Below are 18697 nucleotides of genomic sequence, written 5' to 3' on the forward strand. Positions count from 1 at the left end.
AAGCGCCGGTCAGTCGATCGGGTAGGCGTCGTCCAGCTCGTGGCGATCCGCCGGAAGCAGCACCTCCACCACGACCAACGGCCGGCCGGAGGCATCCCGAACGGCACCGAAGACCGCCAGCAGCGGTACGTTCTTCGGCATGCCGAGCTGCTTTGCCTCCTGGGCCGTGGGCATGCGGGCGGTGATCTGCTCCATGATGTGATCGAAGCGCACCCCCTTGCGCGACTGGAGATGCTGCCGGACGCCCTGCGGCAGCGCCTCACCGCTGGTCAGGTCGGTGCCCTCGGACAGCTCCAGAGGCAGCCACAGCGACACCAACTCACTCGGCTTACCATCGCGCACGACCAGCCGCCGACGTAGGAACGCCTTGCTCTTAGGCTGCGCATCCAACAGCACCGCTACCCGGTTGGGCAGCGCCACCGCGCCGGCCTCGACCAACTCACCCGAGGTGTCCGTCTCCGGGTTGGTCAGGTACGCCTGTCCAGGACGATTGGACTCCACCGACGCCATCGCCGGACGGCCCCGCACGAACCGCCCCTTGCCCTGCTGAGACTCGATCCAGCCCTGCTCACGCAGCACCCGAAGCGCCGCCACAACCGTAGGGCGGGAGACGCTGAACTCCTGGATGAGCTGGTGCTCACTGGGGAGCATGGAACCGGGCGGATAGGTCCCCGACTCGATACGCCGTTGAAGGGCCTGCACAAGCTGCGCATACTTCGGCGGTACGGACTCTAGCGACATTCTGACCGTCCAACACCCGACAGGTTGTTTTACCAAGTTTGAGCGTATCCGGCTTGCCGCCGCCTGTCCATGTGCTTCGCGGAAGCGGGAGCCGGACATGAAGAACCGGCAGGCAGCGCAGCGACCGGGCTGGGAAGGGTGCCGCGGGGGACGCCACTGCAACTGCCTGCCGGGGAAGGCACGGCGAGACCGGACGATGACCCTCACCCCCCTTTGGAAGGGATCACCTCTGCCTCGCCGTGCCCGTCATCACCTGGCGACGTACTCAGCCAGGACGTTCGCCGCGCCCTCCGGGTCGCTGGTCGGGTGCCGCTTCTCGGCGCTCTGCCAGGAGTAGTAGGCGCCGCCGTACCCCACGCACACCCACACCGGCAGCCCCTCCACCGGCCTGTGCACCAGCAGCACGCTGTTGTTGTCGCGCAGCTCGGCGTTCACGCCGAGGCCCGTGAGACGGTCACGCAGCCGGACGAGCATGATGCCCTCGTTTTGACTCTGCGCGAAGCCCGCGTTCACCGCCTGAATGATCGAATTCATTTCACGCTCCCTTCGGCCCGGCCGCTTCCGAGGCAGTCGAGACACTCCCGCTCCTCACCCAAGGTCTGATCTCCGTCGTCGTCGCCGATGAGGAGCGCACGGCGTGAGTCACGCAGCTTGATCCCGCGTCCCCGGCAGGCGGGGCAGCACGACGTCTTGCTTGTCTCGTCTGGCCGGGTCACCGTCGCCATCTCCTCGTTCATCCGGCGTTCCCTGTGGCGGGAGGCCGCGTGACGTACCGTGGTTGCTTGATGACAAGTCCACCGGCAACCGCGTTTCTGCAGGACCCCTGAACGGCCCCCTTGTTTCCCCTTTCGAGCCCCCAGCCGGGAGGAAGACCCGCAGATGCCCGACTACATCCCGAACGTGCGGCTACGTGCCTGGCGCAACGAGCACAGGCTCACTCGCGCGGACATGGCCGACCGCATCAATGCCACGCCGGTAGGTATCGCCGAACGCCTGACGTGTGACGAGGAACGGGTCCGCCGCTGGGAGGCCGGCGAAGTCCGATGGCCTCGCACGCCCTACCGACTCGCGCTGACGCAACTGACCGGACTGGAACCGGAAGCACTCGGGTTCTTCCAGGGAAGGCAGAACGACAGCCGCATCATCGAGGCTCGCGTCATCCCAGCCGACGCGCTGCGAGCCGAAGCCGATCTCTACGGGACGATGGAACTCGCCCAGCAACTCCAGGCATCCGACGTCGGAACCGGCACCCTGGAGGCCCTTGCCGAGGCCGTCGACCTGTTGTGCCGCGCCTATCCGGTCGTGCCCGCAGGCACGCTCCGCGACCGCACCCAAAAGCGCCTCGCCCAGATCAACCACCTACTGTCTGGGCGCCTCACTCTCGATCAGCATCGCGAACTGCTCGTGATCACTGGATGGCTGACCGCGCTACTGGGATGCGTGCACTATGACCTGGGTGAGAGGGAAGAAGCCGAGACAGCTCGACGGGCCGCGTTCGAGATGGGCCGCCAGGTCGGACACGGCGAACTCATGGGCTGGGCACACGAGATGTCCGCGTGGTTCGCCCTCGTTGAAGGCCGCTATGAAGACGTCGTCACCTCCGCCCGCATGGGCCAGGCAGTCGCCGGCACCAGCAGTGCCATGGTCCAACTCACTCTCCAAGAAGCCCGTGGCTTGGCCCGCATCGGAGAGCGCCGGGAAGCCGACCGTGCCCTGACCCGCGGAGCCGAAGTCCTCAGCAGCCTGCCTATGCCCGACCACCCAGACCACCACTTCGTCTTCGACCACGCCAAGTGGGTCTTCTACGCCGCCACCTGCTACACCTGGCTCGCCGACGACGACCGCGCCGAAGAACACGCCCGCGAAACCATCCAGATGCACACCCGCCCAGACGGCACCTCAAACGCCCCCATGCGAGTCGCCGACGCACACATCGATCTCGGTATCGTCCACGCCCGCCGAGGAGAACTCGACGCAGCAGTTGACGAGGGCCTGGCCGCATTCGACATCGACCGCCGATCGCTCACAGACCTCGTGAACCGCGCCGGAGATCTCGACCGCGTACTACGGCAACGCTACCGACGCGAGGCACTTGCCGAAGAGTTCCACGAACGCTTCGTAACCGCCCGGAGAGCCTTGACCAGCCGCCGTCCTGACCTGCTCGATTGAGAGCAACGAGGGCGTACTTGCGGGTCTGCCGAATTGCCGAGTTGTTCTTTTAGGTATCAAGCGGCGGCGCGGCGCGCCGCCGTACCCCCGGCCCTCCGCCCGCCCGCCGTCCGGGCGTGCGGCCTGGGGGCCGGTCCCGGACGGCGGCGGGACACCGGGCCGGCCACCGCACGCCGGCCCCGCCGGACCAACCAAACGCACCGGCCGGGGTTGCCACGCCGCCGCACAGGTGCAGCCCTACGATCGCCACGGCATGGCCGGTCGTCGTAGATGGCTGGGGGCGATCGACGATCCGTGCTTCGTTCCTCAGCACGGCTCACTGAGCAGGGTCGTTGCGGTCCAGCTCCATGCCGAGGGGGCTCCCCGGCGTCTGGGAGCTACACGGTGAGCTTGTGGTCAAGACAGCTTCGGGGAGGCGGCGGTTCTGCGGAGAGCCGTCTCGTACTGCTGTCTGTCGAAGACGAAAGGACCCAGCGCTCTGAGGTTCCAATTGCGACGGTGGCCGTTACGGAACCCAGACCAAGTGACGATCTGCTCGGTCACCTCGACCTGCGCGGTCAACGGCCAGCATTCCCACTCGCCGCATTCGCAGCCCAGCAGCACCGTCTCTCCTTCGGAAAACCATTGGAGATGGGGTGCCCCGAGGAAATGAGTGCTTGGCCAGCAGATCAAGTCCCGCTCCAATAGCCCCGCATAGGCACCCGCGATGCTTGGGTTGGAGGCCAGTGGTAGTTCGACGACGCGTGCGAGTTCGATGAGATTGATGCCATCGATCAGGATGTCCATGTGCAGATAGACGCTGGGGGCGACCGGCCCTTCAACGCGGAACTCGATCACATTCACGGAGACACCTTATGTCCTAAATTTAAGATGCCTCGCCACTTTCGACGGTCACGAACGCCCTCTGGGACACCAGGACAGGGCCGAGCCCCAAGATCCGGGAGCAGGCCGTGATCGATGATGTTCCCAGGCTGACAGTGTGGGTTCGATTCCTGTCACCCGCTCTCAGCGTGATGGCCCAGATCGTGGGGGGAAGCGCCCCTCCTGAGCCGGGGCTCGCGCTCTTTACGAAGCCAACCCGTCAGTCATTCGGACGTATGACGGCGCTCCCAGAGACGTCGGCCTTCCTGCCCTTCACCCATACAGACGGCGACCACCTGCACGGTTCCTCCTCTTCTCCGATGGGGCTCATCGCGTTCTCTACCGCCTCTTGCGGCGAGACCTCGAAGTAACCGTCATAGAACGGTTCGTCGAAATCGCGGCCGATCGACTCGGCGAGCCACGACGCGAAGGTGATGTCCTGCGGAAAGAGCGCGTGATCCAAGCAGCACAAATTGGGGTCCCATCCCCACATCGCCCCTTGGGGATCACTGCAATCCAGCAGTGACGCGATCGCACATCCCCAGTCCAACAACTGGATCATGCCCGGCCGTGGTTCGCAAGGATCAGTACGAAACGCAAGAGCCGACTCAGTGATGTCCGCGTAGATGTCGCTTCGCCAGAAGTCATAGCCCCGTACACCGATGATGCCACCGCGAGGACCGAAACCTCCGTTTCCCACCTCCAGATACAACCGTCGCAGCAGCGAAGGGAGCGGGTAACCGATGGCGTCTTCAGCCTCGGCGACAGCCTCGGGCGAGGCCACCGGTAGGACATCGGGCCCAGCGTCTGACCGTATCGCTTCGAAGATTTCATCCTCGGTCATGATCTGCACTCCGCGTGCGGGGGCCGGCCGCTGGAGGAGGGCCTGAAGTCGTCCACGTCCATGATGCTGCCAGCTTCGACCGACAATGCCACAACACAGAGGCATCGATCGCGCGCCAGATCCATGCCAGAACGAGCGGCGCTCGGCGGTAAATTACGGAGACTCACGGTCACCTGACCCGCCTTCACCTGCACCCTTGTCCCCCCAGCTCAGGACCGCAAGATGAGTAGCCTATTCCCAAGCTGACAGCACGAGTTCGATTCCCGTCACCCGCTCAATCAGGCGGGCGGGGTGCCGCTGGACGCGCAGGTCAAGACCTACTCCTCCTCGTAGTACCACTCCTCAACCACCCATGGCTCATCTTTCGAGGTTCTGCGTGCGGCATACCCACACGGGAGAGACGCGGTTTCGGCCACGCTCGGATCGAGGTCCACGACATGAGCGACGTGACAGATTGCCGAAGCATCCGGGTCGCTGGCGTCGGTGACGTCGTCGCCAATGAGCCAATCGTTCTCGTCGTCGTGAATCACGATGAGCGCGGGCAACTCGCCGGAGATCACCGTCCTCTGTACGACGGCCACGAGGCCGGGCGGGAAAGTGTCATCGGGAAACGGGAAGGGGACGTGCCGCAGGACCTCGCTCATATCGCGCAGTCTGTCAGCCGTGTCGACGATCACAACGGCTGGGTGGGAACTCACCGGCTGGTGGTCGAGATGGGCAGAGGCGTACAAGTAAGCCATGGTCGCGGGGCGATTTCTGGGAGCCACCTTGGGAGCCACCCGAACGGACGAGCATGAACTGCGGCGGACGGAGACGAACGGCGAGGGTGCCGGTAGACGAGGTGGCGGACGCCTATGAACGCCCACGAAGATCCTTTGGGGACCTTGTAAACAGAAGGTCAGGGGTTCGATTCCCCTCGTCGGCTCTGCACGTAGAAGGCCCTTTCCCGTGATCGGGGGAGGGCCTTTTCGATCTCGTGCAGCAGGGTTGTACAGCAACCGTCTCTAGCCGAAGATGTCCTGCCCGTCGCGCCCTGAGGGGTCCATGGTGAGCAGGCTCTCATGAAGACCTTGTACGGCCCTGCCAGTGAGTTCGCCTGACGGTGTGGTTTCCATGAGGCGCCAGCCAGGGGTGTCCGTGGGTGCGTCGTCGTCGCGGCCGTGGGCGGTGAGGCTGTGAAGGAGACTGAACGCTGTTTCGTAGGCGGCCACCTGGGCGACCCGCGCAAGGTCGGCGGGGTCCGCGCCGTCGGCGAGCAGTCGAGCAGCCGCGGGAATGCCTTCCAGCGCTCCCGGCGTGGTCCAGCCATTGATCAAGTCTGGCCATATGCGCCGCAGCGCCAAGAAGCCGGCCAGCTGAGGTATGTCCTCTGAGATCTCTGAGGCAGCCCACTCCTGAGGGGCATCGGCGCCCAGCGTCGCGAAGAGATTCTGCAAGGCGAGCACCGCAGCGCGATCGGCTTCGTTCACTCCGCCATCTCAGCATGGCACGCGATGAGAAGGGGCCCTGGAATCCGCCCACAGCATGTCCGTTCACCTGATGCACCGTTGACGGCGCTCATGCCGGCACTCGGTCGCGGGGGCGGCCTTGGTTCTGCTGCGACGTCATGCTTCCGGCACATTGATCGGCAACCCGTGTGACCATTCTCGCCGCGGTGGCGTCTGTATGTGACGTGACAATCGAAACCGTTCGGGGGGCGACATCATCGAGGAGCTGTATCGCGAGCACTGGCCGCTCGTGTGCGGGTTCCTCTTGCGCAGGATCCGCGATCCGCATCTCGCCGAGGACCTGGCGCAGGAGACGTTCGTCAAAGCGACCAGAGCTCTGCTCGGTTGGCGGGGTGATAACGCGGCGGCGTGGCTGCTTACGATCGCGCGCAACGTCCTGGTCGATCACGTACGTAGGAGCCGCCGCGAGATGGCCCTACCGAACCCTGACGAGTTGGGTGTGCCGCCGCTGCACGTGGAGTCGCTGGACGTGCACGACGCGCTCGAACGGTTGCCCGAGCAGCAACGCCGGCTGCTCACGCTGGTCTACTTCGAGGGCTTCTCGATGGTGGAGGTGGCCGCGATGACCGGCAGGTCGCACAACTCGATCAAGACCGCGGTGTGGCGGGCGAGGGCCGCCTTCGCTGACCTTTACGAGGAGAGCAATGGACATGCCTGAAATGCCAGACCTGCCGGACTTCGACCCCAAGCGCACCCGGCGCGCGGTCCGGCGGGGGTTGTTCAGGACGGTCACCATCGTCCTGGCCGTGCTGGCGCTGCTCGCGGTGGCCGCGACCGAGGGCTCGTCCCTGGTGCAGACCCGCGGCGACCGGGAACGCCGTATGCAGGCCGTGCTCGGCACCGCATTCAAGATCTACAACCCGGCGCATACGGTGACGATCGGCTCCTGTTGCCAGACCACGCCCGTCTCGATGTCGTTCGAGGTGGCCGCGCGTCCCATCGCGCCGACCGGAGACTGGCCGGCCGGGAGCGAGTCGTACGCGATCAGTCAGGACTTCTTCGGCCGCGTGGGTCGCCTGCCGTTGGGCAGCACCGCCCACACCAGGCTTTCCCAGTCTCTGTTCGACATGGGCACCACGCTGGCGACCAAGGACGACGTGCGCGCGGTGCTCGCCCGGCTGCCCGCCGACCTCAGCTCGCTGGCGGTGGTGGAGTTCGAGCAGCCGCTCGGCGAGGCCGAGATGAAGTCGGTCGTGAAGCAGTACGGCACCTGCGCCGAACGGATCGTGTACGAGCGCAGACCCGGCTCCCTCCCTGTCACCTGGGGCTTCGACTACTGGAACGACGCGATGGACCTCGGCAAGGGCGGCGACAGGACCGAGGACATGTGCGGTGGCAACCTGCCGCAGTTCCGCGACTGGGTTGCCCTGCTGCGAGACTACGACAACGCCAACCTGCGATCCTTCGACCTGTCCTTGGCTCGGCTGCGCAAGTCAGCCGAGGCCGGGCTCGCCTACGGCTATGTGGACCAGCTCAGCTCTGTCCGCGAGCTGCGGGAGCTGCTCAAGGACCCGAGGGTACGGACGATCCGCCTGGCCGGTGTGGCTTTCGACCTGGACCGGCCCCGCTGAGGGCTATCGCTGTCGACCACGTCTTGGCCCGGTCGGACTTCCGGCGGCTTCGCCAGACGCGTGCCCTGACCCGGCCACTACCGACGACGCGGCGACCCGCTCCCACGAAATCTATGAATGTAGTACGGGATGGAATCTGATGATCAGGAACGGCTTCTCTCGCCCGGGTGCGCATCGAAGTGGTGCAGGCCGTGACGATCGCTGACTTCGGTTCCGGTCTCCCAGAATGCGTTACGTGAGCTGACGCCCTTTCGTCGTTGCGATTGGATGAGGTCTACTGGTCGATGGGTCGCCGCTCGGTCTGTCGTCACGGGGTTCGATTCCCCTCGTCGGCTCTGCAACAGGAAGCCCCTGAGCAGGCGTTATGCCGTCAGGGGCTTCGTTATTTGTCAGAACAATGTTGCGATCTTGCTAACACTCTCGCTGCGCGGCTAGGGCGTGAGTTCGTTCATCCCGCCTGCCGTCGGCCCAGGACGAACAGAGTGGGCCTGGGGGACGGGGGCAATGTCGTTCGTCTGGTGGAGCACTTCGCCTCGGCCTCGTGGTCAGGACCGCTTCCCTCGCGCACTGGATGATCAGCAGAGATGCCCGCGCCGAGCGTTCTCGTTGCGTGCTGAACGCCCCGGCAGGGAGCCACGAAGACATCGAAGTCGGTGTCGGTGCTCTTGACGATGCCGGGGAGCAGGTAGTCGTACAAATGCTGGGTGATTCGTCCTCAGGTGGCGGGTGGGGGGCCGGGGTCGTGCATCGCCCACTTGCGTTCTGTGGCCAGGCGCCTGACGCGTTTCGTGCGCCCCGCCCGGGTGAGGGTTTCGAGGGTCGCCGGATCGGAGGTGGTCGCCGCGAGCCTGAGCTGCATCCACTCCGACCACTCGCCGGGTTGACCGGCCGGCCCGCCCGCCAGGAGTTCGAGGTCTTTCGCGCGGGCCTCGGCTCGCTCCCGATCCTGTCCGGCAGGGGCCAGATCGATCCACTCTCGCCGCTCCTCCGCGGTCACCGCCTCCAGCGCACGCAGGATCACGGCCAGTGCCAGCTCCCGGTCGGGCTCTTCGGTCAGCGCGTCGCGCAGCAGCGACAAGCCACGCTCGTCCGTGTTGTTCAGCGTGTCGAGGTACAGCCTTCGCCGTCGATACGTCTCGTGGTCCTCCGGAACGGACCAGGTTCCCGACTCCTGGAAGGCGTCACACCCGTCATGCTCGAAACGGATCCGCCCGTCGAAGGGGGAGGCCGCATTCGCGCACGCACCGTAATCGGTGCCCAGCGCGCCGGCCAGCGGGAACCAGAATCGGCAGGCGCCGCACTGCTTGGGGTACCACTCTTCTCGATAATCGGGATCCTCGGTACGGCGATGGCGCTCCGCAAGCCACCGTTCGTGAATTGCGGAGCGCTCGGCGTCGCTATAGCCAGCATGGTCGGGAGTATTTGTCATTGGTCAGTGATGATCCTCAGGGTTATATGTGATCATTCACAGCCGGCCGGATCCTGGCCCTGGCGGTCGAACTGTTCCCGGGTGATCGTCATGTTGTCCCAATCGACCGGCGACCGTCCGTCGGCGTACCCCTGGACCAGCACCAGCCCCGGCGTGAGAGCCGCCACGCTGTCGGCGGAGAAGTTGACGTCGCTGGTGCTGACAGCCAGACGGCCGCGCTCTGCCCGTCCAGAGACGGTGCGATGAAGTGCAGGTCGTCTCTGACGCCGGTGGACCCTGCTATGGGAGGCGAGTCATCGACGCAGAGGGGCATCCGATCATCGTCCTGGCATGGTGCGATCACGCATAAGCGGCGCATGTGCGCACCATAAGCGAAGCCGAGCTCGTTGCCGTGGCCCGTGATCAGATCGCCTTGGAACCGTGGCAGGGCTGTGTAGGGGGCGGTATCGGAAGGTTGTCTGGTGCCGTGGCGCGAGGAAGGATGAATGGTTGATCAAATTTCGCTTCCGGATGCGTCCGCTCTCTGAGGTCGCGCCATGGGGTGGTGATCGACCCGTCCTGCATGGCTTGCGCTGACTGACGGCTGGTACTGGATCGAGGCCGACGGTCATGAGCTGTTCAGGCGCAGCGGAGACGGCGACATGCCCTACGCGGACTACTACGTGGTGCGGTTGTGGGAGGACGTCGGAGTCCCTCATCGATGATGAAGGTCTTGATGGCCTTCCGGAGTCCTGCTGGACCGCTCTCAGTCGGCACGCAACCCGCGATGAGGTGGCTCTTGCGGGTCCTCTCACTGGTCGTGTCGTCTTGCCCACCTCGGAGTTCGTCGCAGCGATCGAGGATTTCGGACGTCAGGTGATCACGGCCATGGAGAAGCGGATTGCTGAGCTTGAGCGCGGAGGCCTACGCGAACGGGGCCAGGTACGGGCGGTCCTTCATCGAGTCGTGGATGCGGCGCAGCCATGGTTGCCGAACTGCCGTCAGGCGCTCCAGTGCGTTGAAGAATGCGCGCCCATCGGGATGGAACAGCGTGTGTGGCAGCAGCGCGGGCGGGTCGTCGCGGCGGACGGCGGCAGGCATCCCGCGCGCCGCGGGCATGAGCCGTCGATCGTCGTCGAAGGCCAGGTACGTCCACACGTCCGCAGCGAGCGGCACCACCGTGCCCGCGTCGCACGGCCATACCTCACCGGTCTGCGGGTGCTTCGGCACCAGGGCGAGGTCCGTGATCGAGGTGGACAGGCCGGGGCCGGCCAGGACGAGGTGTCGTTCCGGCGGCCCGGGAGGGAGCAGGCTGTCGATCGTCCGGCGAAACGTCTCCGCGACGAGCCCCTCAGGGACGGACACCCGCCTGCCGCCCGAAACCACCACCAAATGTGCCAGGGCCACCGCGATTGCGGCCTCCCACTGGGGGCTCCAGAAACCAAGCGGATCAACGGGCGGCGTGCTCGGCAGTTCCGTCCAGCCCATCACGCGTTGGACGGGGCCGGCGACGGCGACGGGACGCACGGCGTCCGGTTCCAGCCACACCACCTGCCAGAACCCGCAGTCGTCGACGCGGGTCGCCACCGGGCAGCCGCACCCGGCGCAGGCCAGGTTGGGGCCGTACTGGCCGTCCCAGCCGCAACAGCAGCCGCCCAACCGGTCCGGGATGAAGACGGTTCCGCGGACGTCGCCCGGCGCGATCCCGATCCTGTCCGGAGGGCCCGTGATGCAGTACATCAATTGCCGGACGCCGTGATCTTCCGGTTCGGGCGTCAAGGGAGCCCTTGCTCGGCCATCCCCAGGGTCCACGACGTATGTTCCCGGCTCCAGCAGACCGGGGAGCAGGTCATGGCCGTACTTCTGGCCGGAGTGGTCGGGGAGCGCCACCCGCGCCACCCGCGCGGTCAACACGGCGCCGCACGACGCACAGGAGAAGACGACCAAACAGCCTCCCTTGCCGCACACAAGGCGATCATGGTGGCACAACATCCCGCCTCGCGGGGAGACGTGGGCACATGACCACCGACAAGCGGCGCCATGGGGACGACTCGGCTTCGACGCGTCGGCGTCAGGGCTTGGTCATAGGTGGGAGGACGCCCCATCTGAACGTGGAGCTCTTGAGCAGGTGCTCCGTCGTCCTGATGCCGGTCAGGTGCTCGACGAGCAGGAAGGCGGGGCCTTCGTAGAGCCGGGGACGGGACGGGTAGAGCCTGTCGATCTCCTCCATCGTGTCCAGGAGTTCGGCGGGCGTTTCCGTCAGGAAGCCGTCGTCGCCGCCCCAGCCGAATCTGATCTCGCCGTCCTCGCACCAGTAGAAGTAGTCGAGGCCCTTGACGCCGAGTGCTGCCTGGGAGACGAGGCGGGTGCCCGTGGACAGCTCGGTGATCAGGTCTTCGCAGGTGCCGAGCCAGTCGGGCTCGGAGATGAACGTCCAGTCGCCGATGGAGGTGACGCCGACAGGGGCCCTGGGGTCCGGGTCTTCGAGGAAGGGGCCCGGGGTGAAGTCCTCCCAGCGGCCGCCGAGGCGCGCGACCACCTGTTCGGGCGTGGCGCGCACGTAGATGAAGCTGTAGCACTCCTCGGCGTATTCGCCGCGGAGCCAGGAGACATCGGGGGGCTGCAAGGACATGTCGTCATGCTGGCAGTCGGCACCGACAGGAAAGGCTCCGTCGTCGGGAGGCGGCCGGTGGTGGGCTCGTCTACGGACACTTCTGCGCAGGAACGTCGGTCAGCAGCCCTGCCCGGGGATGGCGGCCAGATCCATGACCGTGTATCGCTTGCGGGCGTCGTCCCGCCAGAACAACAACGGGCCGCCGGAGAGGGAACCGCCGACCTGAACGGTCAACTCACCTTCGGCCGGCTTGCCCGCTTTCGGCCGGAGCGCAGCGGACCGGTCGGCGCAGCGGTCGTAGATCACGCTGCCGTTCTCCAACGTCCCGACACGGGCTGTGGATATGGAGGAACCCTCGCCGATGACCTTCGGCGGATCGAAGAACCCGAATCTGTCGTGGAAGAGAGGGTTTCTGCGGAACCCGCCGGGGACGATGCCGCGGCGTGAGCCGTCCCGGCGTTGCACGATCACTTCAGTCAGCCGGCCGGCGGCGCGGGCGACGCCGCTGACACACCAGCCGGGTCCGCAGCGCCGGTCGGTGCCGTCGACCTCTTCGGCGGAGCGTTTCTCGCCGGTGACGAGGTTGCTGACGGTGTTCCTGCCGGCGTGCGCCCGTGACGCCGATTGCGAGACATGCGTCGAGCAACCGCCTGTACCGGCGGCGAGCAGGGCCCCTAATGCGGTAAGCAGCAGCCTCGAATATGCCGAACGTCTCACCTCTTCTCAGACGTCGGGGCCGAAAAGTGAGTTCCCGTTCGTGGGCCGTGAAAGGTGCGTCAATGAACGCGGGAGATGTCACCGAAACGACCGTCGGGGGAGCGCTGGGTAACTGATTCGCCACTTCGCGAACGCGTGGCGCCCATGCCTGTGAACTCCTGGAAATGTATGTCGGCCCTCAGGGGGAGCCCGGCGAGGAACAATTTCAACTCACCGGCTGCACTCCGTCGGCTCGCGCGGAGCAACTCGAACAGCGTCCCTTTTTTTCATGGGCCGGCACTGGCACTTCGTCGCCGACCTGGCGGAGAAGATAGGCAGGGCTGCGGCGGCAGCCCCGCCTCGGCGTGCGGGCGGCGGGCCGGTGACGCCGGGCCCTGTGCCAGGTGGTCAGAAGGGGCCGGGCTCCGGGTAGCCGGCCTTGATGACGGCCCTGCGGGTCTTCGGGGTGAGCTTCTTCTCGTCGATGACCTTGCCGGCCGCCGGTGCGGTGATCTGCACCTTGGCGCCCCAGCCCGAGAAGCTGGTGTCGGTGTGGAAGGCCATCTGGCCGTAGTCGTCCTCGTCCGAGGACGGGGTCGAGTCGACGACTGTGCGGGTGAGCAGGTTGTTCTTGTCGAAGTACAGGTGGAACTCGACGCTGCCTTCGGCCGCCTTGTTGTGCCGGTAGGCGGCGAGGGTGGAGGTGCCCTGGTATTCGCCGGGCGCCACCTCGGAGGAGTGATCCAGCATGAACTTCAGGTCGGCCGGGGTGGCGCCCATGTCGAGGATGGAGTTCTCGCGAGCACTGGTCCGCGAGCCGATCCAGGAGCGGCCGGCGGGCAACGCCTTGGCGATGCCGGGGTTGGTCACGTAGGCGTTTCTGCCTTCGGCCACGACCCGGTAGGGAGGTTCGAACTCCTTCTGGCGGGACGACATGCGGACGCGGAGGTCGGCGGCCGCCACCTTGCCCTTGCCGAACGCCAGCGTGCCGGTGGTGCGGGTCTTCACCTCCACCTGCATGTCCTGGCCGTCGACGGTGAAATCGAGGGTGATGCTGCTTAATTCGGTGATCTTCACGCCCTTGCCTGGTAGTAGTTGGGCTTTCAGGGCTTTCACCGCGTCCGCGGGGGCGGCCTGCGCGGTCGCCGGAGATGCGGCCTGAGCGGGCAAGGCTGCCGCGCACACGACTGCGGCCGTGGTCGCGAGGCCCGCGAAGAGAAGCTTCATCAGTGTCCTTCATTTCGTGGATATAGCAGGGAAAAGAGTAAGAGAAAGGTGTCGGCCGGACGGACGATATCTCGTAACGATCGGATGCCGACTGGTGATTTCGAGGATGGAAAAAGGGCGGCCCTCGCGTCCGCTCTCGTCACGTGCGGAGGATTCCTTGGGTGTCAGGGACAGGGCATGGGGAGCGATTGCCGTTGTACTGGCTCTGGGAACGGTTTATGCGACCAGCGTTCCCGGCTGGCATTTCATGTGGTTGATGGCCATCGGCGTCGGCTGGGTGTTGTTCGGGGTTCCTTGGCTTGTCGTGCTCGGTGGCGCTCTGCTCCGGAGGGACCGGGTGGTCGAGTTGCGCCGTCACTGGCGGTTCTGGGTCGTGCCGCCCTTGGCCGCGGGTCTGGCAGGGGCACTGGTCTACGTCGGCGCGCCGGTCAGGGTGCGGTTCGAGTTGTCGCGGGGCAGTCTTGAGCACCTCGCGCAGACGGTGTCGGACGGGAAGCCGCCCGAGGAGCGGCGATGGGTCGGGCTTTATCCCGTCAAGTATCTGGAAGGCTCCCGCGGAGCCTTCGGGTTCATGATCGAGGACGCGGGATTCTTCGGCAGTTACGGATTCGCCTGGAGCTCGAACGGTGAGCCGGACATCGACGCGCCGGGTTCCTACCGCCACTTCGACGGACGCTGGTACGTCTGGAGCGACGACTGAGGCCCGCCCGGTGCGGCCGGGAGATCAGGCGCGTCGCCAGGCCAGGAGGCCGTCGGGGGCGGCGGTGCGGACGTAACCCGCGCCCACGAGTTCGTCCCGCAGGACCTCCCAGGCGGGACGGTAGGCGTGCCCGACGAGTTCTTCCTCGCTGAGCACTTCGTCGTCCCGGGTGATCCGGTAGAGGTAGCGGCACGTGGCGCGTTCGTCGTCCGACTCGATGATCTCGGACGAGACCGTGTACGTGTGGCGGCCCACCCGCCGGGAGTCCAGGTGCCGCATGGGCCGCGGCTTCGGCGGACCGCCGTCGCGCCAGGTGAGCACGAGAAGCCCGCCGGGCTCCAGCCGGTCGGCCAGGACGGGCCAGAGCCGCCTGCGGTAACCGGGCTCCAGGGCGTACAACACGTTGATCATCACCATGGCCTCGACCGGCTCGTCGAGGTCGAGGCCCATGGCGTCGCAGGGCAGCACGGTGACCCGTTCGAGCAGGTCGGGCCGTTCGGCCAGGCGGGAGAGCAGCACCGCCCGCATCGTGGCCGAGGGTTCCAGCGCGAAGATCTCGGCGGGCGTCCACTCGGCCAGGGACGTGGTGATCAGGCCGGTTCCCGCGCCCACCTCCAGGACGCTGCGGCGAACCCCGGCCAGGAGGGACGGCAACTTCTCGCGCACGCCCGGTACGTGGCTGTGCACGGCGAGCAGGTCGTAGAAGATGGGAGAGATGTAGTCGGCCATGATCGGCCACCGTAGTGCAGCCGGGGTGACGTCCCCCGGGTCAGGCTCCCGCCGCCGGGGCCCGGTCGAGCGTCACGCCGAAGTGCTCCCGGTACGCCGGAAGCAGCTCGTTCTCGTTCAGGATGCGTTCGGCGCGCTCGCCCTGCCGGGTGACGATCAGCTTGCGCCCGCTGATCGTGGTACGCCCCTCCGCCGTGCGGATCGAGCACACCGGCGACCTGGTGAAGTGCGAGTCCGGCGAGGTCGCCTGCCACCAGCAGGTCGGCACGAAGTCGGCCAGCTCGTACGGCCGCGCGGTGAGCCGGTAGGCGGGCTCGCCGTTGTGCGACACGTCGAGATCGCCGTGCTCCCCGGGAGCGGGGACGATCTGGAACACCCCCGCGCCGTCCTTCTGCTCGCCGCGCTCGTCGATCCGCAGCGGCTCGTCGGCGAAGTCGCCGAAGCCGACGTCCACCAGCCAGGGCTCGTCCAGGTCGACGCGGAGCGCGAGGTGGTCGAACAGCGGCCCCGGCCGGCCGCCGCCGAACACCCGCGCCGCGAGCAGGGTCACCCGGTAGCCGAGTGCGGTGAGCAGCGCGGCGAACAGGCCGTTCTGTTCGTAACAGAAGCCGCCGCGGCGGCGGGTGACGAGCTTGTCGAACAGGGCGTCGGGAGCGAGGGAGATCGGCTCGCCGAGGTGGATGCTCAGGTTCTCGAACGGCACCGCCCGCAGGTGCGCGAGCTGCAGGGCCCGCAGGCCGTGGACGTCCGGCGGCACCGGCCGGGACGCTCCGAATCTGTCCAGGTAGCGGGTGACTTGCGACTCGTCCATGACCTACAGGAAACCACGTCTCGCCCGCCTGCGCCCGCCGGATGGCGGCGCGGGTCAGCTTCGCACGGCGCACAGCAGGCGGTTGTTCCCGCGCTGCCACAACGTGCCGATCTCGCCGAACCCGGCCTTGGTCAGCGCGCCGACGTGCTGCTCGACCAGGTGGGACTCCGAGCCGTGATGGGATGCGCCGGCCGTGCTGCGCTCCTGGTTGAGGTCGGCGAAGGCCGGGTCGGCGGCGATGGCGTCCCACCAGGCGCGCCAGTCCTCGGGCCGGCGGTCGCCGAAGACGCGGTCGGTCTCCCGCTGGTGCACGGCGTGCTCCAGCCGGGCCAGGGTGGGGGAGGAGGAGTCCATGTGGTCGCCGTTGAGCAGGATCCCGCCGGGGCGCAGCACGCCGGCCAGCTCGGCGTACGTCTCCTGAAGCTCCTCGGGCGAGATCCAGTGCAGCGCGGTGGTGCTGACGGCGGCGTCGGCCGGACGGTCGAGGCCGAGCGCCTGGGTCCACCCGCCGGTGCGCAGGTCGGCAGAGACGAACCGCAGCCCCGGGTAGGCGGTCCGGCCGAGCCCCAGCAGCAGCGGGTCGGCGTCGACGGCGATCACGGTGGCCGCGGGCAGGCGTTCGAGCAGCCGGGCGGACAACGACCCCGGCCCGCACCCCAGGTCGATGACCACGGGGTCCGGCCGGCCCAGCGCCTCGACCGCGTCGATCAGCGCGGTGAAGCGGGCCTCCCGGTCGGGCAGATAGCCCTCCTGCTGACGGTCCCAACGCTCGATCCATGCCAGCGCGGCTTCCTGAGTGAGCATCAGATCTCCCTGTAACTGTCGTCTAAGATTTGAGCAGTCACAACTTAGAGCGCGAAGGTGTAACCGGTCAAGTGGATTACAACAGTCACACAGATGCGATCGTCCGGGTCGCGGTGGCGCTGGTCAACGCGCTGACCCCGGGCGAGCAGCGCGGGCGCGAGTTCCCTGTCCCCGACGACCTCGCCGCGGCCGCCTCCGGCGCGGTGGGCAGCGTCTATTCCGGCCATCACGGGATCGGCGCGGCCGACGCCGCCGAGCTGGCCGAGGTCGCGGCCCGGCTGCGCGTGGTGTTCCGCGCGGTGGCGGACGGCGACGTCGACGCCGCCGCCATGGCCACGAACGCGCTGCTGGAGGAGAGCAGGGCCAGGCCGATGCTCGAACGCCACGACGGCGAGCCGTGGCACCTGCACTTCCACGGCCCCGGCGGCTCGGTGGCGGGCGACTGGGCGGCGAGCTGCTCGACCGGGCTCGCGATCGTGCTCGGCAGCGAGTTCAGCGACCGGCTCGGCGTCTGCATCGCCCCCCATTGCGACCGCGTCTACGTGGACGTCTCCCGCAACGGCACCCGCCGCTTCTGCTCCACGGCCTGCCAGAACCGCGTCAAGACCGCCGCCTTCCGGGCCAGGGCGAAGGCGGAGTGAGCCGTGGTGAGCCGGGTCAGCCCAGGACGCGGATCGGCGCGCCGGCCAGGAACGCGTCGATGTCCTGCACGGCGTCGCGGAAGTAGGTCTCGTAGTTGCCGCCGGTGACGTACCCGAGATGGGGGGTGGCCAGCACGTTGGGCAGTCTGCGCAGCTCGTGCCCGGCGGGCAGCGGCTCGGTCTCGAACACGTCGAGCCCGGCCCCCGCGATCAGCCCCTCGCGCAGCGCCGACGCCAGCGCGGCCTGGTCGACGATGGCCGCCCGCGAGGTGTTGACCAGGTAGGCGCTGGGCCGCATCAACGCCAGCTCGCGCGCGCCGACCAGCCCGCGGGTGCGCTCGCTCAGCACGAGATGGACGGAGACGACGTCGGACTCGGCGAACAGCTCCTCCTTGGCGACCGCCCGCACGCCCAGCTCGTCGGCGCGCGCCGCGGTCAGGTTCTGGCTCCAGGCGATGACGTCCATGCCGAACGCCTGCCCGATGCGGGCCATCTGCGCCCCGATCTTGCCGAGGCCGAGCAGCCCGAGGGTGCCGCCGTGCAGGTCCATGCCGACGGTGCTCTGCCACGGGCCGTCGGAGCGCATCGCCGTCGCCTCGGGCACCAGGTGGCGGGCCAGGCCCAGGATGAGCGCCCAGGTCAGCTCGGCCGGCGGGGTGGAGGCGCTGCCGGTGCCGCACACCGTGACCCCGCGGGCGCGGGCGGCGTCGAGGTCGACGGAGGCGTTGCGCATGCCCGTGGTGATCAGCAGGCGCAGCCGGGGCAGCCGCTCGAACAGCTCCGCGCCGAACGGAGTGCGCTCCCGCATGACGACCACGATGTCGAAGTCCGCCAGGGCCGCCACCAGCTCGTCCTGGCTGGTGAAGTGGGCTCGGAAGCTCGTGGCCCGGACCCGCGACCAGTCGGCCAGCCCGAGGGCCACGCCCTGGTAGTCGTCGAGGACGGCGCAGCGCAGCATGATCCGTGATCCTACGCCGCGGCCCCCTGCTCCAGCTCCCCGGCGGGGCCGGGGAGCTGGAGCCCGTTCATTCGGCGGCTAGCCTTTCCGCCTCTTCGTGCAGCGCCGCGACCAGGATCAGCTCCAGGTTGAGCTCCTCCAGGTCCGGCGACGCCAGACCGTCAAGGACGCGCATGGTGGGCCTCCCTGAACAAAAGACGTCTCAGGTGTCACATAGGTTCACATCTATCTGAAACGTTCTCAGGGGAGGCGCGGACCGGAGGGAGGGGAGTTCATTCCGTCGAGGGTTCCGGGAATTGTCCCGGACAAATCGTCAAGCGACTCCCGACAGGCCGGAATCGCGGTTCAACTCGATGTCCATCTGCATCGCCAGAATCTCCTGCCGCTCCTGGTTGATCCTGCGGCAGATCGTGAC

The 18697-nt window shown here is 67.3% G+C and carries 22 protein-coding genes and 2 pseudogenes; 8 read left to right on the top strand and 16 right to left on the bottom strand.

What is annotated here, in order from left to right; translation table 11 throughout:
• Positions 1-9: 9 nt before the first annotated feature.
• Complete coding sequence (locus ACWCSD_RS03355; protein WP_449912753.1) at positions 10-840, bottom strand: GntR family transcriptional regulator; 831 nt, start codon at positions 838-840, stop codon at positions 10-12.
• 150 nt (positions 841-990) lie between these two features.
• Complete coding sequence (locus ACWCSD_RS03360; RefSeq protein ID WP_449912755.1) at positions 991-1275, bottom strand: hypothetical protein; 285 nt, start codon at positions 1273-1275, stop codon at positions 991-993.
• Between the two features lie 345 nt (positions 1276-1620).
• Between ACWCSD_RS03360 and ACWCSD_RS03365 the strand changes: the two genes are divergently transcribed.
• Positions 1621-2910, top strand: a complete 1290-nt coding sequence (locus ACWCSD_RS03365; RefSeq protein ID WP_397154027.1) for a hypothetical protein — start codon at positions 1621-1623, stop codon at positions 2908-2910.
• A gap of 396 nt (positions 2911-3306) precedes the next feature.
• Here ACWCSD_RS03365 and ACWCSD_RS03370 read toward each other — a convergent pair whose 3' ends face one another.
• The 4 genes from ACWCSD_RS03370 to ACWCSD_RS03385 form a co-directional block, all read right to left on the bottom strand.
• On the bottom strand, positions 3307-3753 hold the full coding sequence (locus ACWCSD_RS03370; RefSeq protein ID WP_397154025.1) for a hypothetical protein: 447 nt from the start codon (positions 3751-3753) through the stop codon (positions 3307-3309).
• 238 nt (positions 3754-3991) lie between these two features.
• Positions 3992-4615, bottom strand: coding sequence for a hypothetical protein (locus ACWCSD_RS03375; RefSeq protein ID WP_397154024.1), 624 nt, complete (start codon positions 4613-4615; stop codon positions 3992-3994).
• A 317-nt stretch (positions 4616-4932) separates the two neighbouring features.
• On the bottom strand, positions 4933-5259 hold the full coding sequence (locus tag ACWCSD_RS03380; RefSeq protein WP_397154022.1) for a hypothetical protein: 327 nt from the start codon (positions 5257-5259) through the stop codon (positions 4933-4935).
• Between the two features lie 360 nt (positions 5260-5619).
• A complete protein-coding gene (locus tag ACWCSD_RS03385) occupies positions 5620-6084 on the bottom strand; it encodes a hypothetical protein (protein WP_397154020.1) in 465 nt (154 codons plus the stop codon).
• Positions 6085-6328: 244 nt separating this feature from the next.
• On the opposite strand from ACWCSD_RS03385, the gene ACWCSD_RS03390 reads away from it, so the two are divergent.
• Together ACWCSD_RS03390 and ACWCSD_RS03395 are read left to right on the top strand one after the other, a co-directional pair.
• Positions 6329-6781 (top strand): RNA polymerase sigma factor, encoded by a 453-nt coding sequence (locus tag ACWCSD_RS03390; protein WP_449912782.1) that lies wholly within the window; start codon positions 6329-6331, stop codon positions 6779-6781.
• Positions 6774-7694 carry a hypothetical protein gene (locus tag ACWCSD_RS03395; RefSeq protein WP_449912758.1) on the top strand — a complete coding sequence of 307 codons (921 nt, stop codon included), beginning with the start codon at positions 6774-6776 and terminating at the stop codon, positions 7692-7694. The genes ACWCSD_RS03390 and ACWCSD_RS03395 overlap by 8 nt, the downstream gene beginning before the upstream one ends.
• Before the next feature lie 715 nt (positions 7695-8409).
• On the opposite strand, the gene ACWCSD_RS03400 is transcribed toward ACWCSD_RS03395, so the two are convergent.
• The gene (locus ACWCSD_RS03400) at positions 8410-9123 is read right to left on the bottom strand and encodes a DUF3027 domain-containing protein (protein WP_449912760.1); all 714 of its coding nucleotides are present in this window, start codon (positions 9121-9123) and stop codon (positions 8410-8412) included.
• 32 nt (positions 9124-9155) lie between these two features.
• Positions 9156-9290: a hypothetical protein gene (locus ACWCSD_RS03405; protein ID WP_449912762.1), complete on the bottom strand. Its 135-nt coding sequence runs from the start codon at positions 9288-9290 to the stop codon at positions 9156-9158.
• 399 nt (positions 9291-9689) lie between these two features.
• On the opposite strand from ACWCSD_RS03405, the pseudogene ACWCSD_RS03410 reads away from it, so the two are divergent.
• Both ACWCSD_RS03410 and ACWCSD_RS03415 read left to right on the top strand, forming a co-directional pair.
• Positions 9690-9827, top strand: a pseudogene (locus tag ACWCSD_RS03410) (DUF5984 family protein); the annotation flags it as partial.
• Positions 9828-9894: 67 nt separating this feature from the next.
• A pseudogene (locus tag ACWCSD_RS03415) lies at positions 9895-9972 on the top strand (hypothetical protein); the annotation flags it as partial.
• A 54-nt stretch (positions 9973-10026) separates the two neighbouring features.
• On the opposite strand, the gene ACWCSD_RS03420 reads toward ACWCSD_RS03415, so the two are convergent.
• From ACWCSD_RS03420 to ACWCSD_RS03430, 3 genes are all read right to left on the bottom strand, one after another.
• Positions 10027-11049 (bottom strand): hypothetical protein, encoded by a 1023-nt coding sequence (locus ACWCSD_RS03420; RefSeq protein WP_449912764.1) that lies wholly within the window; start codon positions 11047-11049, stop codon positions 10027-10029.
• A gap of 124 nt (positions 11050-11173) precedes the next feature.
• The gene (locus ACWCSD_RS03425; protein ID WP_449912766.1) at positions 11174-11734 is read right to left on the bottom strand and encodes a DUF6461 domain-containing protein; all 561 of its coding nucleotides are present in this window, start codon (positions 11732-11734) and stop codon (positions 11174-11176) included.
• Positions 11735-11833: 99 nt separating this feature from the next.
• Positions 11834-12433 (bottom strand): hypothetical protein, encoded by a 600-nt coding sequence (locus ACWCSD_RS03430; protein WP_449912768.1) that lies wholly within the window; start codon positions 12431-12433, stop codon positions 11834-11836.
• 164 nt (positions 12434-12597) lie between these two features.
• Between ACWCSD_RS03430 and ACWCSD_RS03435 the strand changes: the two genes are divergently transcribed.
• Positions 12598-12747 carry a hypothetical protein gene (locus tag ACWCSD_RS03435; protein ID WP_397154014.1) on the top strand — a complete coding sequence of 50 codons (150 nt, stop codon included), beginning with the start codon at positions 12598-12600 and terminating at the stop codon, positions 12745-12747.
• Between the two features lie 73 nt (positions 12748-12820).
• Here ACWCSD_RS03435 and ACWCSD_RS03440 read toward each other — a convergent pair whose 3' ends face one another.
• Positions 12821-13489, bottom strand: a complete 669-nt coding sequence (locus tag ACWCSD_RS03440; RefSeq protein WP_397154012.1) for a hypothetical protein — start codon at positions 13487-13489, stop codon at positions 12821-12823.
• A 406-nt stretch (positions 13490-13895) separates the two neighbouring features.
• Between ACWCSD_RS03440 and ACWCSD_RS03445 the strand changes: the two genes are divergently transcribed.
• The gene (locus ACWCSD_RS03445; protein ID WP_449912771.1) at positions 13896-14339 is read left to right on the top strand and encodes a hypothetical protein; all 444 of its coding nucleotides are present in this window, start codon (positions 13896-13898) and stop codon (positions 14337-14339) included.
• Positions 14340-14363: 24 nt separating this feature from the next.
• Here the strand turns inward: ACWCSD_RS03445 and ACWCSD_RS03450 are convergent, their stop codons facing one another.
• Genes ACWCSD_RS03450 through ACWCSD_RS03460 form a run of 3 tightly spaced genes read right to left on the bottom strand, consistent with a single transcriptional unit; the run spans position 14364 to position 16683 of the window.
• Positions 14364-15068 carry a class I SAM-dependent methyltransferase gene (locus tag ACWCSD_RS03450; RefSeq protein WP_449912773.1) on the bottom strand — a complete coding sequence of 235 codons (705 nt, stop codon included), beginning with the start codon at positions 15066-15068 and terminating at the stop codon, positions 14364-14366.
• Between the two features lie 40 nt (positions 15069-15108).
• Entirely contained in the window at positions 15109-15879 is a 771-nt protein-coding gene (locus tag ACWCSD_RS03455) for an arylamine N-acetyltransferase family protein (protein WP_358289250.1), read from the bottom strand.
• Between the two features lie 54 nt (positions 15880-15933).
• Entirely contained in the window at positions 15934-16683 is a 750-nt protein-coding gene (locus ACWCSD_RS03460) for a class I SAM-dependent methyltransferase (protein ID WP_449912775.1), read from the bottom strand.
• A 71-nt stretch (positions 16684-16754) separates the two neighbouring features.
• Here ACWCSD_RS03460 and ACWCSD_RS03465 point away from each other — a divergent pair, with 71 nt between their 5' ends.
• Positions 16755-17324, top strand: a complete 570-nt coding sequence (locus ACWCSD_RS03465) for a CGNR zinc finger domain-containing protein (RefSeq protein ID WP_449912777.1) — start codon at positions 16755-16757, stop codon at positions 17322-17324.
• Positions 17325-17340: 16 nt separating this feature from the next.
• Here ACWCSD_RS03465 and ACWCSD_RS03470 read toward each other — a convergent pair whose 3' ends face one another.
• Positions 17341-18282 carry a D-2-hydroxyacid dehydrogenase family protein gene (locus tag ACWCSD_RS03470; protein WP_449912779.1) on the bottom strand — a complete coding sequence of 314 codons (942 nt, stop codon included), beginning with the start codon at positions 18280-18282 and terminating at the stop codon, positions 17341-17343.
• Between the last annotated feature and the right edge of the window lie 415 nt (positions 18283-18697).

The organism is Nonomuraea sp. NPDC001684 (assembly GCF_053596515.1).

Coding starts and splice junctions, on each gene's coding strand:
- ACWCSD_RS03460 (WP_449912775.1), bottom strand. CDS start 16,683: ATGCTCACTCAGGAAGCCGCGCTGGCATGGATCGAGCGTTGGGACCGT.
- ACWCSD_RS03355 (WP_449912753.1), bottom strand. CDS start 840: ATGTCCGGCTCCCGCTTCCGCGAAGCACATGGACAGGCGGCGGCAAGC.
- ACWCSD_RS03450 (WP_449912773.1), bottom strand. CDS start 15,068: ATGGCCGACTACATCTCTCCCATCTTCTACGACCTGCTCGCCGTGCAC.
- ACWCSD_RS03425 (WP_449912766.1), bottom strand. CDS start 11,734: ATGTCCTTGCAGCCCCCCGATGTCTCCTGGCTCCGCGGCGAATACGCC.
- ACWCSD_RS03360 (WP_449912755.1), bottom strand. CDS start 1,275: ATGAATTCGATCATTCAGGCGGTGAACGCGGGCTTCGCGCAGAGTCAA.
- ACWCSD_RS03395 (WP_449912758.1), top strand. CDS start 6,774: ATGCCTGAAATGCCAGACCTGCCGGACTTCGACCCCAAGCGCACCCGG.
- ACWCSD_RS03375 (WP_397154024.1), bottom strand. CDS start 4,615: ATGACCGAGGATGAAATCTTCGAAGCGATACGGTCAGACGCTGGGCCC.
- ACWCSD_RS03445 (WP_449912771.1), top strand. CDS start 13,896: ATGGCCATCGGCGTCGGCTGGGTGTTGTTCGGGGTTCCTTGGCTTGTC.
- ACWCSD_RS03470 (WP_449912779.1), bottom strand. CDS start 18,282: ATGCTGCGCTGCGCCGTCCTCGACGACTACCAGGGCGTGGCCCTCGGG.
- ACWCSD_RS03455 (WP_358289250.1), bottom strand. CDS start 15,879: ATGGACGAGTCGCAAGTCACCCGCTACCTGGACAGATTCGGAGCGTCC.
- ACWCSD_RS03365 (WP_397154027.1), top strand. CDS start 1,621: ATGCCCGACTACATCCCGAACGTGCGGCTACGTGCCTGGCGCAACGAG.
- ACWCSD_RS03400 (WP_449912760.1), bottom strand. CDS start 9,123: ATGACAAATACTCCCGACCATGCTGGCTATAGCGACGCCGAGCGCTCC.
- ACWCSD_RS03435 (WP_397154014.1), top strand. CDS start 12,598: ATGTATGTCGGCCCTCAGGGGGAGCCCGGCGAGGAACAATTTCAACTC.
- ACWCSD_RS03380 (WP_397154022.1), bottom strand. CDS start 5,259: ATGAGCGAGGTCCTGCGGCACGTCCCCTTCCCGTTTCCCGATGACACT.